17 protein-coding genes are annotated in these 17,935 nt (G+C 63.8%); 3 read left to right on the plus strand and 14 right to left on the minus strand.

From position 1 onward, the window contains the following. Positions 1-738: 738 nt before the first annotated feature. Positions 739-2,448: a single-stranded-DNA-specific exonuclease RecJ gene (recJ, locus tag N5D48_RS16690; RefSeq protein ID WP_279886277.1), complete on the minus strand. Its 1,710-nt coding sequence runs from the start codon at positions 2,446-2,448 to the stop codon at positions 739-741. 29 nt (positions 2,449-2,477) lie between these two features. Beyond that, entirely contained in the window at positions 2,478-3,020 is a 543-nt protein-coding gene (locus N5D48_RS16695) for a YaeQ family protein (RefSeq protein ID WP_279886280.1), read from the minus strand. Between the two features lie 168 nt (positions 3,021-3,188). Between N5D48_RS16695 and N5D48_RS16700 the strand changes: the two genes are divergently transcribed. Next, complete coding sequence (locus tag N5D48_RS16700; protein ID WP_279886281.1) at positions 3,189-4,388, plus strand: CaiB/BaiF CoA-transferase family protein; 1,200 nt, start codon at positions 3,189-3,191, stop codon at positions 4,386-4,388. Between the two features lie 12 nt (positions 4,389-4,400). Continuing rightward, on the plus strand, positions 4,401-5,282 hold the full coding sequence (locus N5D48_RS16705; RefSeq protein WP_279886283.1) for a TIGR02285 family protein: 882 nt from the start codon (positions 4,401-4,403) through the stop codon (positions 5,280-5,282). 130 nt (positions 5,283-5,412) lie between these two features. Here N5D48_RS16705 and N5D48_RS16710 read toward each other — a convergent pair whose 3' ends face one another. The 6 genes from N5D48_RS16710 to xerD all read right to left on the minus strand — a co-directional run bounded on the left by N5D48_RS16710 (position 5,413) and on the right by xerD (position 11,386). Next, entirely contained in the window at positions 5,413-5,703 is a 291-nt protein-coding gene (locus N5D48_RS16710) for a DUF3509 domain-containing protein (protein WP_279886285.1), read from the minus strand. 74 nt (positions 5,704-5,777) lie between these two features. Continuing rightward, positions 5,778-6,218: a histidine kinase gene (locus N5D48_RS16715; protein ID WP_279886287.1), complete on the minus strand. Its 441-nt coding sequence runs from the start codon at positions 6,216-6,218 to the stop codon at positions 5,778-5,780. A gap of 403 nt (positions 6,219-6,621) precedes the next feature. Continuing rightward, a complete protein-coding gene (gene thrC, locus N5D48_RS16720) occupies positions 6,622-8,031 on the minus strand; it encodes a threonine synthase (RefSeq protein ID WP_279886289.1) in 1,410 nt (469 codons plus the stop codon). A gap of 167 nt (positions 8,032-8,198) precedes the next feature. Continuing rightward, on the minus strand, positions 8,199-9,503 hold the full coding sequence (locus N5D48_RS16725; RefSeq protein ID WP_279886290.1) for a homoserine dehydrogenase: 1,305 nt from the start codon (positions 9,501-9,503) through the stop codon (positions 8,199-8,201). Between the two features lie 82 nt (positions 9,504-9,585). Beyond that, positions 9,586-10,335 (minus strand): DsbC family protein, encoded by a 750-nt coding sequence (locus N5D48_RS16730; RefSeq protein WP_279886291.1) that lies wholly within the window; start codon positions 10,333-10,335, stop codon positions 9,586-9,588. A 154-nt stretch (positions 10,336-10,489) separates the two neighbouring features. After that, positions 10,490-11,386 carry a site-specific tyrosine recombinase XerD gene (gene xerD, locus N5D48_RS16735; protein WP_279886292.1) on the minus strand — a complete coding sequence of 299 codons (897 nt, stop codon included), beginning with the start codon at positions 11,384-11,386 and terminating at the stop codon, positions 10,490-10,492. 68 nt (positions 11,387-11,454) lie between these two features. Here xerD and N5D48_RS16740 point away from each other — a divergent pair, with 68 nt between their 5' ends. Beyond that, positions 11,455-13,275, plus strand: coding sequence for a sodium:proton antiporter (locus tag N5D48_RS16740; protein ID WP_279886293.1), 1,821 nt, complete (start codon positions 11,455-11,457; stop codon positions 13,273-13,275). Positions 13,276-13,499: 224 nt separating this feature from the next. Here the strand turns inward: N5D48_RS16740 and N5D48_RS16745 are convergent, their stop codons facing one another. The 6 genes from N5D48_RS16745 to ffh form a co-directional block, all read right to left on the minus strand. Beyond that, on the minus strand, positions 13,500-13,910 hold the full coding sequence (locus N5D48_RS16745; RefSeq protein WP_279886294.1) for an acyl-CoA thioesterase: 411 nt from the start codon (positions 13,908-13,910) through the stop codon (positions 13,500-13,502). 190 nt (positions 13,911-14,100) lie between these two features. After that, a complete protein-coding gene (gene rplS, locus N5D48_RS16750; protein ID WP_011535315.1) occupies positions 14,101-14,451 on the minus strand; it encodes a 50S ribosomal protein L19 in 351 nt (116 codons plus the stop codon). A 42-nt stretch (positions 14,452-14,493) separates the two neighbouring features. Next, on the minus strand, positions 14,494-15,246 hold the full coding sequence (trmD, locus tag N5D48_RS16755; protein ID WP_028691588.1) for a tRNA (guanosine(37)-N1)-methyltransferase TrmD: 753 nt from the start codon (positions 15,244-15,246) through the stop codon (positions 14,494-14,496). 3 nt (positions 15,247-15,249) lie between these two features. Then, positions 15,250-15,786: a ribosome maturation factor RimM gene (gene rimM / locus N5D48_RS16760; protein WP_279886297.1), complete on the minus strand. Its 537-nt coding sequence runs from the start codon at positions 15,784-15,786 to the stop codon at positions 15,250-15,252. 5 nt (positions 15,787-15,791) lie between these two features. Continuing rightward, a complete protein-coding gene (gene rpsP / locus N5D48_RS16765) occupies positions 15,792-16,043 on the minus strand; it encodes a 30S ribosomal protein S16 (RefSeq protein WP_011535318.1) in 252 nt (83 codons plus the stop codon). 231 nt (positions 16,044-16,274) lie between these two features. Further along, complete coding sequence (gene ffh / locus N5D48_RS16770) at positions 16,275-17,651, minus strand: signal recognition particle protein (RefSeq protein WP_050704199.1); 1,377 nt, start codon at positions 17,649-17,651, stop codon at positions 16,275-16,277. Between the last annotated feature and the right edge of the window lie 284 nt (positions 17,652-17,935).

The raw sequence follows: 17,935 nt of genomic DNA on the forward strand, positions 1-17,935 counted from the left end.
AGTCACCTTTCCGCCCTTACGGCGGGTCACTTTTTGTCAAACGCGACAAAAAGTAACCAAAAAACGCTGCGCTCCATCATCCGGCCCCTACGCTGCGCTCCGGGGTTCCCTCGCTCCGTTCTTGCTCCCGGGAGGACCGCGCTGAACGCCCCATCCTGGGGCGCAGCGCTTGACGGGCATCCATGCCCGTCACCTCCCTTCGCAAGAACTCCACTCGGCCTCCTGAAGTCGCAATTGGCGGCGCCTGAACTATCGCGCACTTAGAAGCAAGAGCAAGAGCAAGAGCAGAAACTTCAAATTGGCTCTTGGCAGTTATTTATATATTGGTTGTTCTGGCCCTTTCGCGGGTAAACCCGCGAATACGGACTTGAGATCACACACCTGCAACTAGCGCCAGCTGCGCCAGCCCAGGCACCGCCCGTAACTTCGCGACTTCAGGAGGCCGAACGCAGGACTTGCGAAGGGAGGTGACGGGCATGGATGCCCGTCAAGCGCTGCGGCCCAGGATGGGCCGTTCAGCGCGGTCCTCCCGGGAGCAAGGCCGGAGTGAGGGAACCCGGAGCGAAGCGTAGGGCCGGATGAATGGAGCGCAGCGTTTTTTAGTTACTTTTTGTCGCGTTTGACAAAAAGTGACCCGCCGTAAGGGCGGAAAGGTGACTATGCGTCGACATCACAAATGAATGCGCATACAACGTTCAAAACAGCCACCAACCAATTAACCAATTAACCAAAACCAGATCACCGCGCCTCCATGTGCGCAATCATCAACTGCACACTCTCATTGCCCCGAAACTCATTCACATCCAGCTTGTACGCCAACTCCACCCAGCGCACAGTCGGATTAGGCCAAACCTCCCGGTCGATCCCAAAGGCAATCCCATCCAACCGCACCGTCCCACATTCGCTCTTGAGCACGACCTTCAGATGCCGCTCCCCCACGACCCGCTGCTCGACCAGCTGGAACACCCCGTGGAACAACGGCTCGGGAAAGTGCTGCCCCCAAGGCCCGGCATTGCGCAAGGCCCGCGCCAGGTCCAGGTGAAACTCCTCGACCGCCAGGGAGCCATCCGACAGCAATCGCCCGGTCAGGTCCTCTTCACGCAGCTGCCGCCGGACCTCCTCGTCGAAGGCCTCGGCGAACGCCGGAAAATGCTCGGCCGGCAATGACAGCCCTGCGGCCATGGCATGCCCGCCAAACTTGCTGATCAACGCCGGATGCCGTGCCGCCACCGCGTCCAACGCATCGCGAATATGGAACCCCGCCACCGAGCGCGCCGAACCCTTGAGCATGCCCTCCCCCGCATCGGCGAAAGCGATGGTCGGGCGGTGGTAGCGCTCCTTCAGGCGCGAGGCAAGAATACCGATCACCCCCTGGTGCCAGTCAGCATCGAACAGGCACAGGCCATAGGGCATGGACTCAACCGGCAGGTCCTTGAGCTGCGCCAGCGCCTCGCGCTGCATGCCCTGCTCGATTGACTTGCGGTCCTGGTTCAAGCCGTCCAGCTGCTGGGCCATGTCCAGCGCCAGGGCGGCGTCATCGCACAGCAGGCATTCGATGCCCAGGCTCATATCGTCCAGGCGTCCGGCGGCATTGAGCCGGGGACCGAGGATGAAGCCCAGGTCGGTGGAGGTGATGCGTCGATGATCACGCCGCGCCACCTCGAGGATGGCCTTGAGCCCGGGACGGGCGCGGCCGGCGCGGATGCGCTCCAGTCCCTGGTGTACCAGGATGCGGTTGTTGGCATCCAGCGGTACCACGTCGGCGACACTACCGAGCGCCACCAGGTCGAGCAGCTCGCCGATGTTCGGCTGCGGTTGCGCCTCGTAGCGGCCCAGGCTGCGCAGACGCGCACGCAGGGCCATCAGCACATAGAAAATGACGCCGACGCCCGCCAGCGACTTGCTGGGGAAGAGGCAGCCCGGCTGGTTCGGATTGACGATGGCATCCGCCTGCGGCAGTTGCTCACCAGGCAAGTGGTGATCGGTGACCAGCACCTTGAGCCCCGCGGCCTTGGCTGCCGCCACGCCCTCGACGCTGGAGATGCCGTTATCCACGGTGATCAGCAGTTGCGGCTGGCGTTGCAAGGCGACCGCGACGATCTCCGGGGTCAGGCCATAGCCATACTCGAAACGGTTGGGCACCAGATAGTCGACATGCGCAGCCCCCAGCAGCCGCAGCCCCAGCACGCCGACGGTACTGGCCGTGGCACCGTCGGCGTCGAAGTCACCGACGATCAGGATGCGCTGGCGCTGGTCGAGGGCCTCGACCAGCAGGTCCACCGCCGCGTCGATCCCCTTGAGCTGCTGGTACGGCAGCAACCGCGCCAGGCTCTTGTCCAGCTCGACCTCGGACTGCACGCCACGGGCGGCGTACAGACGGGTCAGCAAGGGTGGCAGGTTGCCCAGCAATGGCAAGGGCGATGGCAGGGGACGGGGTTCGATGCGCATGGGGTCTTCGGTATTCAGGTAGGGATAGGTCAGCCGCGCTCGCCGAGCAGCCACTCCAGTTGCACTTCGTGCTGGCCGCGATCGTCGGTGACGAACACGGTGCCCTCGCTGATCATCACGTCCCACTTGATGGTGCGTGGCATGTCGGTGGCCAGCGTCTCCAGCACCTCCTGCGGCACGGCGGCAATGCTCAGGTTCTTCAGCCCCTTGACCGCATCGACCACCTTGTTCTGCCATACACGCAGGCTGCCATAGGCCAGCAGGCTGGTGCGCTCGGTCCGGCGCGAACACCAGGTCAGACGCTCGGCGTCGGGCTGGCCGACTTCGATCCAGTGCAAGATGCGGTCGTCCAGGCTCTTTTCCCACAAGGCCGCTTCATCGACATCCGACAGGCCCCGACCGAACGACAGGTTCTCGTTGTACCAGAGCGCGTAGGCCAGCAGGCGCACGGCCATGCGCTCCTCGGTCTCGGAAGGGTGACGGGCGATGGTCTGGCGTACGCTTTCGTACACGCCGCGATCGAGGTCGGTGAGATTCAGTTCGAACTTGTAGGTGGTGGACGGCTGGGCCATGGGCGCTGGGCTTCGTGAAAGAGAAAGTCGCACAGTCTACCCGATCCGGCACCCTCGCGGCGCACGCCCGCTCCCAACCATGCTCCGCGAAGGGCCAAACACCGATGTACCTGCCGCAGCCGAGCTGTGATACAACCTCCGCTCCACGCCATTCGCCACGGATGCCCCATGCCAACGCCCAGCAAACCCCTCGCCGGCCTGAAAGTCATCGAACTCGGCACGCTGATCGCCGGCCCGTTCGCCTCACGCATCTGCGCCGAGTTCGGCGCCGAGGTGATCAAGGTCGAGTCGCCCGATGGCGGGGATCCGCTGCGCAAGTGGCGCAAGCTGTACGAAGGCACGTCGCTGTGGTGGTTCGTGCAAGCGCGCAACAAGCAGTCGCTCACCCTCAACCTCAAGCATCCGCAAGGCCGCGACGTGCTCCTGCGCCTGCTCGCCGAAGCCGACATCCTGATCGAGAACTTCCGTCCCGGCGTGCTGGAAAAGCTCGACCTGGGTTGGGATGTGTTGCACGCACTCAATCCGCGCCTGGTGATGGTGCGCCTGTCGGGCTTCGGCCAGACCGGCCCGATGAAAGACCAACCCGGTTTCGGCGCAGTAGGCGAATCCATGGGCGGCCTGCGCTATATCACCGGCTTCGAGGATCGCCCGCCGGTGCGTACCGGCATCTCCATCGGCGACTCCATTGCCGCCCTGTGGGGGGTGATCGGCGCGCTGATGGCCCTGCGCCATCGCGAAGTGAACGGCGGCCAGGGCCAGGTGGTGGACGTGGCGCTGTACGAAGCGATCTTCGCCATGATGGAAAGCATGGTCCCGGAGTTCGACGTGTTCGGTTTCATCCGCGAGCGCACCGGCAATATCATGCCGGGCATCACCCCCTCGTCCATCCACACCACCGCCGATGGCCGCCATGTACAGATCGGCGCCAATGGCGATGCGATCTTCAAGCGCTTCATGCAGGCCATTGGCCGCGACGACCTGGCGAACGACCCGGCACTGGCCAGCAATGATGGCCGCGATGCCCGCCGCGACGAACTGTACGGCGTGATCGACCGCTGGGCCAACGCCCTGCCGCTGAGCCAGGTGATGCAGACGCTCAACGACGCCGAGGTACCGGCCAGCCGGATCTATTCGGCCGAAGACATGTTCAGCGACCCGCAATTCCTCGCCCGCGAGATGTTCCTCCAAGCGCGCCTGCCGGACGGCAAGCCGTTCAAGATGCCGGGTATCGTCCCCAAGCTCTCGGAAACACCGGGCTCCAGCGAATGGGTCGGGCCGGCTCTGGGCGAGCATACCGACAGGGTGCTCGCCAACCTGGGCTACGACGAGGCCACCATCGCCCGCCTGCGCGCGGCCGGCACGGTCTGATCCCGCGGCCCCATGGGTATCACGATCACACGCCTGCCCGCCTTGCTCTGCCTGCTGCTCCTGCTGACGGGACAAACGGTCGCCGCCAAGGAGCGCCTACTGTGGCTGGTGCGCGACCTGCCGCCATTCACCATTTTCGAAGGCCCGGAAAAGGGCCTGGGTGTGGTCGATCAATTGCTGCCCCTGCTCATCGCCCAGATGCCCGAATACGATCACAGCATCGTCCGGGTCAACCGCGCCCGAGGCATCCAGATGCTCCAGGAGCAAAGCTTCACCTGTGACCCAACCTTGCTGTGGACGCCAGAACGGGCCAGGTACGTGCACTTTTCCGCCCCCTCGCTGGGCGTGCTCAGCAGCGGTCTGGTGGTACGCCGGCAAGACGAGGGGCTATTGGCACCCTTCCTTGACGGACAACAGGTGGACCTCGAACGGTTGCTGGCCCAGACCCGCCTGAAACTGGGCATCGTCGCCGAACGCAGCTACAGCATGCAGGTCGACGAGATCCTGCGCCAGTTGCCGGACAGCGCATTCAGCCGCCACTACGGCAACGACGCCACCGCGAGCCTGCTGCAAATGCAGAAACTGGGACGCTTGCAGCTGGTACTCGGGTACTGGCCGGAAATCCGCTATCTGATCCAGCATCAAGGCGGCTCACCGGAAGACTACAGTTTTCATCCCATCCGCAACGTCAACCGCCACCAATTCCTGCACATCGGCTGTTCGGACACGGCGCTGGGGCGCGAAGCCATCGCCCATATCGACCAGTTGCTGCCCGACCTGCGCCGCGAGCCGCTACCGCGCCTGTACGCGCATTGGCTGGACCCGCAATTGCAGGACGACTACCTGGAGCAGGCCCGTCACTTCTTCGAACAGCCCGAACCGGCCCTGCCGTAGCGCCCAAAAAAAGAAACCCCGGCCGCTGGGGAATGGCGACCGGGGTCAAGCGAAAGTCCGGGGACTTGCGGTGACAGCTGACGGGAATGCCGGAGCGAAGCACGCCCCCCTGCTGTCTCAAAGGATCTGATCAGCCGCCTCGGGCAAAGGTTCCCTGCGGTTGTCGCGCGTGTTGCATCGCGGCGATCACGCAGGGTTGCAAGCGCCCTTCCATGATCTGCAGGTCGCGGTGCAAGCCGTCCACCAGGTCGACCAGCAACTGCCGCTCGGTCAACTGCCGCGCGTGGATCTTGCGCCGCAGCGCCACCTCGCCGCGCTCGTCATACAGCGTCAGCTGGCGATTGCCGTCGCCATCGGTCACACCCAGTTCGGCCCGGTAAGGGGTCAAGGCATCGTTGAGCAGCCTGCAGATTCTTTCCATCCGGATCACTCTGGCTTGTGGACATATCGGAACTGACCGTCAGCCTGGGGGGAAAGTTCGTCCAGCTGGCCGGTTCAGCGAGCATGCGCGGCGGACATGACAGTTTCGATAGCGTGGCAGGTGCAGTCGTCTGCCCGTGGCGCCAGGCACTGGAGTGCGCTTCCCAGCGCCGTGGTCAGTCGGCTCCAGGGCACGTCGAACAGCACCGGCAGACCGTGCCGGCGCGCCTCGCGCGCCAGATCCGGGCACTTCTCCCCCGCCTGACCGACGAACAACAGCGCCCGTGGCGATAGACCGGATGAAAGCTGCTCGAACAAAATCTCGGCACTGCTCCGTGGCATGCCGTGATCGAGTATCAGCAAATCTATCGGCAGCCCGCGACAAAGGGCGACGAGGATGTCAGACGGTTCCTCGGCCAGCCTTACGCTGTAGATACCTTGGGCGTTGAGCGCCTGGTGCAGGAGTATCTGGTGGAAGGGGCGAGGCTGATGGATAAGGACATTGAGCCTGTGCATTGGCCTTTCCTCGGCGATGTAGCGTGAGAGCGAGGCGACCACTTTAGTAGGGCGACAGCAGCGGCTGTATAGGAAAAGTCCGAAAGCAGCCGAGAAGCCACTGTGCTGTAGAGCAACGCCTGCATCAATCGGCGCCAGGTTGAGGAATCCGAGCAAGACAGTTGCTCTCACAGCTACCGCGTTGACCTCAAGCCGTGTGCTGCTCCTGTGGGAGCGGGTTCACCCGCGAAGCAAGCGACGCAGAGCCTGGCACCGCCTACGCCGGTGTTCGCGGCTAAAGCCGCTCCCACAGGGATCGCAATGACCTCAATCCTTGCGCAATTCCTGTAGGGGCGGGTTTACCCGCGAAGCAGCCTCTGCGGTCGCGGCACCGGGACAGCACCACACACTCAGGTGCGAGGCGTTACAGCGGCTTACCGCGATTGCCGTGCTGGCTGACGAAGGCCTGGACGGTCTTCAGATCGTTGGCCAGCACCGTGCAGCGCTCTTCGCGGCTGAACAGATCGCTCAGGTGCGCCGGCAGCTCCAGGGCCTTGGCGACACCCGCCTTCTCCACGGCCTCGGGGAACTTGACCGGATGCGCGGTGCCCAGCACCACCATCGGCGTATCCAGGCTGCGGCGGCACTCGCGGGCGGCCTTGACGCCGATCGCGGTGTGCGGGTCGAGCACTTCACCAGTGCTGGCGAAGACCTCGGCGATGGTCTCGCAGGTCTGCTCGTCGGTGACGGCCAGCGAGTCGAACAGCTTGCGCGCCTCGGTCCAGCGGTCCTGCTCGACGCTGAAGCCACCGCCTTGCTTGAAGGTGTCCATCAGCTGGGCGACGGCTGCGCCGTTGCGACCGTGCAGGTCGAACAGCAAGCGCTCGAAGTTGGACGAGACCATGATGTCCATCGACGGCGACAGGGTCGGGTGCAGGGCGTCCTTGACGTACTGGTTGCCACTCATGAAGCGGTGCAGGATGTCGTTGCGGTTGGTCGCCACCACCAGCTGGCTGATCGGCAGACCCATGTTGCGCGCCAGGTAGCCGGCGAAGATATCGCCGAAGTTGCCGGTCGGCACCGAGAACGCCACCGAACGGGCCGGGCCACCGAGCTGCAGGGCTGCATGGAAGTAGTAGACGATCTGGGCCATGATCCGCGCCCAGTTGATCGAGTTGACCGCCACCAGGCGGGTGCCCTTGAGGAACGACTGGTCGGCGAAGCTGGCCTTGACCATCTCCTGGCAGTCGTCGAAGTTGCCCTCGATGGCGATGTTGTGGATGTTGTCGCCGAGGATGGTGGTCATCTGCCGGCGCTGCACTTCCGACACACGCTGGTGCGGGTGCAGGATGAAGATGTCGACGTTGTCGCAACGGCGGCAGCCTTCGATGGCGGCGGAACCTGTGTCACCGCTGGTGGCGCCGACGATCACCACGCGCTCGCCGCGCTTGAGCAGCACGTGGTCGAGCAGGCGGCCAAGCAGTTGCAGGGCGAAGTCCTTGAAGGCCAGGGTCGGGCCGTGGAACAGCTCCATCACCCACTCGTTGCCGTTGAGCTGACGCAGCGGCGCGACGGCGGCGTGGGCGAAGTTGCCGTAGGTCTCTTCGAGGATCTTCTTGAAATCAGCGTCGGCGATGCTGCCTTCGACGAACGGGCGCATCACCCGGAAGGCCAGTTCGTGGTACGGCAGGCCCGCCCAGGAGGCGATTTCTTCCTGGGTGAAGCGTGGCAGGTTCTCGGGCACGTACAGGCCGCCGTCGCTGGCGAGGCCCGCCAGCAGGACATCTTCGAAGTTCAGGGCCGGAGCCTGGCCGCGGGTACTGATATAGCGCATGGGTGCAAACCTTTGGTTTGAGCGGCAAGCTTCGAGCTGCAAGCTACAAGATAAAGCCGATTGGCGTTGCTCTCGTGCTCGGCGTCTCTCCTTGCCGCGATTGTGTTCTATTCAAGCCCCAACACCGCACTGCCTTTACTTGCAGCTTGCAGCTTGAAGCTTGCCGCTCAATTGAGCTGTTCGACGCGGATGCGCACGACCTTGCCGACCACGTCCTGGAGTGCTTCCAGGGCGACGATGGCGTCGTCGATGCGCTGCTCGACCACGCGATGGGTCAGCAGGATCATCGGCACCAGGCCGTCCTGCTCCTCGGCTTCCTTCTGCATGATCGACTCGATGTTGATGCCACGCTCCGAAAGGATGCTGGCGACCTGGGCCAGCACGCCCGGGTGGTCCTTGGCCTGGATACGCAGGTAGTAGGCGCTCTCGCAGGCCTCGATCGGCAGGATCGGATGGGCCGACAGCGCGTCCGGCTGGAAGGCCAGATGCGGCACGCGGTTCTCCGGGTCCGAGGTCATGGCGCGGACCACGTCGACCAGATCGGCGACCACCGACGAAGCAGTCGGCTCCATGCCGGCACCGGCGCCGTAGTACAGGGTGGACCCAGCGGCGTCGCCGTTGACCATTACCGCGTTCATCACGCCGTTGACGTTGGCGATCAGGCGGTCGTTGGGGATCAGTGTCGGGTGCACGCGCAGCTCGATGCCGTCGGCGGTGCGACGGGCGACGCCCAGGTGCTTGATGCGGTAGCCCAGGGCCTCGGCGTAGTTGACGTCGGCAGTGGTCAGCTGGGTGATGCCCTCGGTGTAGGCCTTGTCGAACTGCAGCGGGATGCCGAAGGCGATGGACGCCAGGATGGTCAGCTTGTGCGCGGCGTCGATGCCCTCGACGTCGAAGGTCGGGTCGGCCTCGGCATAACCCAGCGCCTGGGCTTCGGCCAGCACGTCGGGGAAGGCGCGGCCCTTGTCGCGCATCTCGGTGAGGATGAAGTTGCCAGTGCCGTTGATGATCCCGGCCAGCCAGTTGATGCGGTTGGCCGACAGGCCCTCGCGGATCGCCTTGATCACCGGGATGCCGCCGGCCACGGCGGCTTCGAAGGCGACGATGACACCCTTCTCGCGCGCCTTGGCGAAGATCTCGTTGCCATGCACGGCGATCAGCGCCTTGTTGGCGGTGACCACGTGCTTGCCGTTGTCGATGGCCTTGAGCACCAGGTCGCGGGCGATGGTGTAGCCGCCGATCAGCTCGATGACGATATCGATCTCGGGGTTGCTCGCGACTTCGAACACATCAGCGGTAATGGGGGTACCGGTAATCTGGCAATTCGGGTTCTGCGAGCGCATGGCAATCTGTGCCACTTCAATACCGCGCCCGGCACGGCGGGCAATCTCCTCGGCGTTGCGCTTGAGTACATTGAAGGTTCCGCCACCGACGGTCCCCAACCCACAGATGCCTACTTTGACCGGTTTCACTGTGAACTCCCCATTGAACGGCCGGCACCTGCGCCGACCGTGAAACATGCCGTCACCCCATGACGACGGCGTACTGAATTGATTACTTGCTCTCTGCCAGGGCCAGCTTGGCCACCTGCGGCGCCGGCTGGTAGCCCGGAATCACCTGGCCATTTTGCAGCACGATCGCCGGCGTGCCGTTCACACCGATCGACTGACCCAGCTGGAACTGCTTGCTGACCGGATTGGCGCACTTGGCGGACTTGATTTCCTTGCCGTCGATCATCTTGTCCAGCGCCGCGCGACGGTCGCTGGAACACCAGACCGCCTGCAGTTGCTCGTCGCCCGGCGAGCCCAGGCCCTGGCGCGGGAAGGCGACGTAGCGCACTTCGATGCCACGGCGATTGAGTTCCGGTACTTCGGCGTGCAGCTTGTGGCAGTACGGGCAGGTGGTGTCGGTGAACACGGTGATGTGCGACTTGGTTTCACCCTTGGCCGGGTAGACGACCATTTCCGCTGCCGGGATGCCGTTGATCAGCTTGGCGACGCCCTGGCGCTCGGTCTTCTCGGTGAGGTTGACCGGCTTGCCATCCTGGATCTGGAACAGGTAGCCCTGCATCACGAACTGGCCGTCGGCGCTGGCGTACAGCACGCGACCACCTTGCAGCTTGACTTCGTACAGGCCGTTGAGCGGGCTGCTGGCCACGCTCTCCACCGGAACTTCCAACTGCAGGTTCTGCAGCGATTTGCGAATCGCCTGCTCGGCGCCGGCATTGGCATCGGTGGCCGCGGCGACGGCAAAGGTACTGGCCAACGCCAGGGCGGCGGCGGCGAAAATCTGGGTCACGCGCATGGGGTACTCCTGAAGGCGGACGGGGCCGCGGGGGCTTCGCACACCCCTGGCGGGTGGCGAAAGATCGGCCCTTGCAACAAACCGTCCAAGCCTACCACAACCGACCGGCGCAGTAGGGGTACTCAGGCACCGGTCGGCGGAACATGAAAATCCTTCATCCACGTGGATGATGCTGGGCGTGCAGCTGTTGCAGGCGCGCCTTGGCGACATGGGTGTAGATCTGCGTGGTCGACAGGTCGCTGTGGCCCAGCAGCATCTGCACCACGCGCAGGTCGGCGCCATGGTTGAGCAGGTGCGTGGCGAAGGCGTGGCGCAAGGTGTGCGGTGACAGCGGCTTGTCTATCCCGGCCACCCGCGCCTGATGCTTGATGCGGTGCCAGAAGGTCTGGCGGGTCATCTGCTCGCCGCGCAGGCTAGGGAACAGCACATCACTGGGACGCCCATTGAGCAGTTCGGCGCGACCATCGCGCAGGTAGCGCTCGAGCCACACCACCGCCTCCTCGCCCATGGGCACCAGGCGCTCCTTGCTGCCCTTGCCCATTACCCGCAGCACGCCCTGGCGCAGATTGACCTGGTCCAGGGTCAGGCTGACCAGTTCGGTCACTCGCAGGCCGCAGGCATAGAGGACTTCAAGCATGGCGCGATCGCGCTGGCCGATGGCTTCGCCGAGGTCCGGCGCCTGCAGCAGCGCTTCGACATCGGCCTCCGACAGCGACTTGGGCAGCGGTCGCCCCAATTGCGGCATGTCCACCTGCAGCGTCGGGTCGACGCCGACCAGCCGCTCGCGCAGCAGGTAACGGAAGAAGCCCCGCACACCGGAAAGAAAGCGCGCGGTGGAGCGCGGCTTGTAGCCCTGGTCGAAACGCCAGGCCAGGTGGTCGAGGATCGACTCGCGGCCGGCATCGGGCAGCGCCACGCCGCGCTCCTGGAGCCAACCATTGAACAGCGCCAGATCGCTGCGGTACGAAGCGCGGGTGTTGTCGGACAGTCCCTTCTCCAGCCAGAGGGCATCGAGGAACTGGTCGATCAGTGGGTGGTCCAGTGCAGGCATGAAAACTCGGTGGCAAACGGCGAAATGGCGCTTAGTCTTTCATATCGACGCATGCAGAGGGAGAGCGCATGAACGAACAGCAGATTCTTTTGAGTGTCGGGGGTATCGGCGCCGCCGCGTTGCTGTGCCAATGGCTGGCCTGGCGTCTGAAGCTGCCGGCGATCCTGTTCCTGCTGCTGTGCGGCATTCTCGCAGGACCGGTGCTCGGCTGGCTGCAGCCCCAGGCGCTGTTCGGCCCGCTGCTGATGCCACTGGTATCACTGGCCGTGGCGCTGATCCTGTTCGAAGGCAGCCTCACCCTGCACCTGTCGCAATGGCGCGAGATCGGCAGCGTGGTGCATCGCCTGGTGACCATCGGCGCGCTGAGTACCTGGCTGGTGATCGCCCTGGCCACCCACTGGTTGCTGGGTTTCGACTGGCCCCTGGCGATCCTGTTCGGCACCCTGACCCTGGTCACCGGTCCCACGGTGATCGTGCCCATGCTGCGCGTGGTGCGACCCAAGGCGGCCATCGCCAACATCCTGCGTTGGGAAGGCATCGTCATCGACCCGATCGGCGCGCTGCTGGCGGTGGTGGTGTACAGCTTCATCATCGCCAACGTCGCTGGCAACGGGCTGAGCCAGAGCCTGGCGACCTTCGCCGGGGTGATTTTCTGCGGCAGCGCGCTCGGCGTCGCCGGCGGCTGGCTATTGGGACAGGTCATGCGCGAGCAGTGGCTGCCGGAATACCTGCACAACCTGGCCTCGCTGGCAGCGGTGCTGGGCATCTTCATCGCCGCCAACCAGATCGTCCACGAGTCGGGCCTGCTGGCGGTCACGGTCATGGGCATGTGGCTGGCCAACATGCCCGGCGTGGATGTACGGCAGATCCTGCACTTCAAGGAGAACCTCAGCGTGCTGCTGATCTCCGGCCTGTTCATCCTCCTGGCCGCTCGACTCGACCTGGATGCGCTGCTGGCGCTGGGCCCGGCGGTGCTGGCGCTGCTGCTGGTGATCCAATTGCTGGCGCGGCCACTGAACGTCTGGCTGGCGACCCTGGGCTCGACGCTGAACTGGCGGGAACGGGCGTTACTGGCCTGGATCGCCCCACGAGGCATCGTGGCCGCCGCCGTCTCGGCCATCTTCGCCATTCGTCTCGATGAGGCTGGCCATGAGGGCGCCCTGCTGCTGGTGCCGCTGACCTTCGCCGTGATCATCGGCACCGTGGTGCTGCAGAGCGCCACGGCCAGGCCCCTGGCGCGCCTGCTCAAGGTGGCGGAGCCGGCGCCGAGCGGCTTCCTCATCGTCGGCGCCAACCCGCCCGCCCGCGCAATCGCCAAAGCCCTGCAACAACTGGGCTGCCGGGTACTGCTGACCGACTCGAGCTGGGAGAACATCCGCGCCGCGCGCATGGAAAACTTGCCGACCTACTTTGGCAACCCCGCCTCGCAGCACGCCGACGCTCACCTCGACCTGGTCGGCCTGGGCCACCTGCTCGGCCTGTCGCCGGCGGGAGAGCTCAATGCCCTGGCCTGCGCGCGCTTTCGCCATGATTTCGGCCAGGCCCGGCTGTTCGTGCTGGCCAGCGGCCTGGAAAAACAGCGCAGCGACAAGCACCGTGCCAGCGAGGAGCATCGCGGGCAATTGCTCGGGTCGAGCCCGATGACCTATGGGCAGTTGGCCAAGCTGCTGCACCAGGGTGCCGAGCTGTACAGCACCACGCTGACCGAGGCCTTCGACTGGGGCGACTACCAGCAGCTGCATGGCCCCCGGGCCACGCTGCTGTTCGCCCGGGATGGGCAAGGCTGGGTGCATGTGGCCAGCCCGGACAACCCGCTCAAGCCGCAGCCTGGGTGGACACTGGTGGCGCTGGTGGAGCCGGAGCTGACTGAGCAGGCTGTGGCACATTGACCTGCAGAAGCGGCTTCAGACACGGCCATGGGATAAACGCAATTCTTTGACTTGGCCTGGACTGCGTGGGAGCGGGCTTGACCCGCGATCACCGGCGAAGCCGGTGCCATCCACCGCATCGCGGGACAAGCCCGCTCCCACGCTGGCAATCAACTCTATTTCCTGCGTGGCAGCGCAGCCCCAGGGTTGCGCGCTCTTCTGCGCCAAATCAGAGCGCAGGGCAATCAAGCCAACGACAGCACCGGCACCGGGCGCTTGTCCTCGTCGATGGCGACGAAGCTGAACACGCCATGGATCGCCCGCTCGCGGCCATCGAGGTACATGTTCTCGACGAACACATCCACCTGCACCTGCAGGCTGGTGTTGCCGACCTTGATCACCGTGCCCACCAGCTCGACGATCGAACCAGCCGGGATCGGGTGCTTGAAATCGATACGGTCGGTGGACACCGTCACCAGTGGCAGACGGCAGAAGCGGGTGGCGGCGATGAACGACACTTCGTCCATCCACGCCAGGGCGGTGCCGCCGAACAAGGTGTTGTGGTGGTTGGTGGTGTTGGGGAACACCGCCTTGGTCACGCGGGTCACCGACAACTCGGTGCGGCGCTGGATTTCCTGGTCTCGGGACGTCGTCATAGGATTCACATCGCAAAGTCTGAAAGCAAGGTCGCCTGCTTCGCGGGTAAACCCGCTCCCACAGAGGGCGATGAACCTGTGGGAGCGGGTTTACCCGCGAAGCAGCCAACACAAATCGCAAAATGCAAAAAAGCAGCCCGAAGGCTGCTTTTTTCTCGCAAGGCGGCCTAGGCCGCCAGGCAAACTGTACTCAGGACAGTTTTTCCTTGATGCGAGCGGCTTTGCCGGACAGGTCGCGCAGGTAGTACAGCTTGGCTTTACGCACGTCACCACGACGTTTCACGGCCAGGCTGTCGATCTGCGGGCTGTAGGTCTGGAAGGTACGCTCTACGCCAACGCCGCTGGAGATCTTGCGCACGGTGAAGGCGCTGTTCAGACCGCGGTTACGCTTGGCGATAACAACGCCTTCGAACGCCTGCAGACGCGAGCGGTCGCCTTCCTTCACTTTAACCTGGACGACAACGGTGTCGCCTGGCGCGAAGGTCGGGATCTCTTTGCTCATCTGCTCGGCTTCGAGCTGCTGGATGATCTTGTTGGTCATGCTGTGCTCCTAAGATGGATACTCGATCCACCATCGATACGTTTAACTATCGTCCCGCTCGCGGATGTATTCCTCGAGCAGCTTCTTCTCTTCTCCAGAAAGCGAGCGACTTTCCAGAAGATCGGCGCGTCGTTCGAAGGTCCTACCAAGGGACTGCTTCATCCGCCAACGCCGGATATGTGCATGGTTGCCACTTAGCAACACGTCGGGAACACGCTGATCCGCATACACCTCAGGTCGGGTGTAGTGCGGGCAATCCAGCAGACCGTCGGTGAAAGAGTCTTCCTCCGCCGAGTCCACATGCCCTAAAGCTCCGGGCAGCAGCCGTGTAACCGCATCGATCAGTACCATGGCCGGCAGCTCGCCACCGGAAAGCACATAGTCGCCAATCGACCACTCCTCATCGACATGAGCCTCGATAAAGCGCTCGTCGATGCCTTCATAACGACCGGCGATCAGGATCAACGATTCCTGTTCGGCCAGGCCTTTGACCGCCTGCTGGGTCAGCTTGCGGCCTTGTGGCGAAAGGTAGATCACCTTTGCCGATGCTCCGGTTGCCTGCCTGGCGCTAACCAGGGCGTCTTCCAGAGGCTTGATCTTCATCACCATGCCCGGACCACCGCCAAACGGCCGATCGTCCACGGTGTGGTGGCGATCTGTGGTGTAGTCCCGCGGGTTCCAGCAGGTCACTTGCAGCAACCCCTGTTTCACCGCGCGGCTGGTAATGCCGTACTCCGTGATGGCCGAGAACATCTCGGGGAACAACGTAATGACGTCTACGCGAAGGTTACCCATCGTTTAGAAATCCGCGTCCCACTCAACCCGCATCACGCCTGCTTCCAGGTCGATTGCCAGCACGCACTGCCCGGTATAGGGCAACAGACGCTCGCGATCATCCAGGCTGCCTGCGCAGGGCTTGACCACCATTACATCGTTCGCGCCGGTCTCCAACAGGTGATCGATCTTGCCGAACAGCTGTTCGTCCTGATTGATGACCTTCAGGCCCACCAACTGGTACCAGTAGTACTCGTCGGCTGCCAGGTTGGGCAAAAGGCTCCGCGGGATGCAGATTTCGTAACCGCTCAGAAGACGGGCTTCATCACGATCATCGAGGCCTTTGAGTTTCACGACCAGGCCCTTCTGGGAGCCACGACCGTTGACCAGCTCGACCTGCTTTACCTTGCCTTCGTGCCTGAGCGTCCAGCGCGGATAATCCAACAGGTTTTCAATCGGATCGGTAAAGGAATACACCTTCACCTCGCCGCGAACGCCGTGAACCGAAAAAATCTTGCCAACGACGATGAGGTCGTCAGCCTTTTCTGGCGTCGCGTTCATACTGCTCAGGCTGCAGCCTTGGCAGCTTCCTTCAGCAGCTGAGCAACACGCTCAGACGGCTGTGCGCCCTGGCTCAGCCAGTAGGTGACGCGCTCTTGGTTGACCGACAGCTTGACTTCGGCGCCCGATGCGATCGGGTTGAAGAAGCCAACGCGCTCAACGAAACGGCCGTCACGGGCGTTACGCGAGTTGGTCACGGTCAGGTGGTAGAATGGGCGCTTTTTCGAGCCGCCACGGGCCAGACGAATGGTTACCATGTGAACATCGTTCCTATAGTCGGTGCTGCAAAACTGAATGCCCAATGGGCACACGGGTGCCCAAAAGGCCGCATATTCTCGGGGAATACACGGACATTTGCAAATGCCTTTTTCGGCAAAGCCAGGGCCTGCCGCTCAGTTTCGCCGGTTTGGGCCACCTCGCGGCGGCCATGATCCCGCCGTAGCGGGGTTCTGGCGGGCTTCCTCTTATAAGGAAACCCACCGGATTCTTTACAGTTTCGGCATGCCGCCACCCGGCAGCATCCCGCCAAGGCCACGCATCATCTTGGCCATGCCGCCCTTGGCGGAGAATTTCTTCATCATCTTCTGCATCTGCTTGTGCTGCTTGATCAAGCGGCCGATGTCCTGCACCTGGGTGCCGGAACCCAGGGCGATACGGCGCTTGCGAGAGCCGCTGATCAGGTCGGGGTCGCGGCGCTCGGCCGGAGTCATGGAGTTGATGATCGCCTCCATCTGCTTGAACTGCTTCTCGGCAGCGCCCTGGGCATTGCCCATCTGCGACAGGTTCACGCCACCGATGCTGGGCAGCTTGTCCATCAGGCCGCCGAGGCCACCCATGTTCTTCATCTGCTGCAGTTGGTCGCGGAAGTCCTCGAGGTCGAAGCCCTTGCCCTTCTTCAGCTTCTTGGCCAGTTTGTCGGCCTTGGCCTTGTCGATGTTCTGCTCGGCCTGCTCGATCAGGCTGAGCACGTCGCCCATGCCGAGGATGCGCGAGGCGATACGGTCCGGGTGGAACGGCTCCAGGGCTTCGGTCTTCTCGCCCATGCCGATGAACTTGATCGGCTTGCCGGTGATCGCGCGCACCGACAGCGCGGCACCGCCACGGGCGTCGCCGTCGACCTTGGTCAGCACCACGCCGGTCAGCGGCAGGGCGTCGCCGAAGGCCTTGGCGGTGTTGGCGGCGTCCTGGCCGGTCATGGCGTCGACCACGAACAACGTTTCGATCGGTTTGACCGCGGCGTGCAGGGCCTTGATCTCGTCCATCATGTCGGCGTCGACATGCAGGCGGCCGGCGGTGTCGACGATCACCACGTCGATGAACTTGAGCTTGGCTTCGCGGATCGCCGCCTCGGCAATGGCCACCGGCTTCTGGCTGATGTCCGACGGGAAGAAGGTCACGCCGATGTCATTGGCCAGGGTTTCGAGCTGCTTGATTGCCGCCGGACGGTAGACGTCGGCCGACACCACCATCACGCTCTTCTTCTTGCGCTCTTTCAGGTGGCGCGCCAGCTTGCCGGCGGTGGTGGTCTTACCGGCGCCCTGCAGGCCGGCCATCAGCACGACTGCAGGCGGAGCGGCGTTGAGCGTCAGCTCTTCGTTGGCCGCCCCCATCAGGCTTTCCAGCTCGGCCTGGACGATCTTCACGAAGGCCTGGCCCGGGGTCAGGCTGCGTGACACCTCGGTGCCGACCGCGCGCTCCTTGATGCTGTTGACGAAATCCTTGACCACCGGCAGGGCGACGTCGGCCTCGAGCAGGGCCATGCGCACTTCGCGCAGCGTGTCCTTGATGTTGTCTTCGGTCAGCTTGGCCTTGCCGGTGACATGGCGCAGCGTCTGTGACAGGCGGTCGGTCAGGTTTTCGAACATGGTGATCCTTTCAGGCCCAGTGAAGCCGAGGTTTTTCAGGTGCCCAGGTGAATATGTACACGCGCCGGGCAGAGCAAGGCGGCGATTATAGCTGAGAGCGACGGTGGCGCACACCTTGGCGCCGGACCGCTGGATATTCGGTGGCCATGCCGGCCTGATTCGCGGGTAAACCCGCTCCCACAGAGATCGCGTATGCCCCTGTAGGAGCGGGTTTACCCGCGAAGAGGCCGGCATATGGGGCACAAGTCGCCCGCCAGGCACCGGAGCAAGGCTTCCTGGTCTTC

It is taken from the genome of Pseudomonas sp. GD03858, assembly GCF_029840925.1.
In the GTDB taxonomy this organism is placed as follows: Bacteria; Pseudomonadota; Gammaproteobacteria; order Pseudomonadales; family Pseudomonadaceae; genus Aquipseudomonas.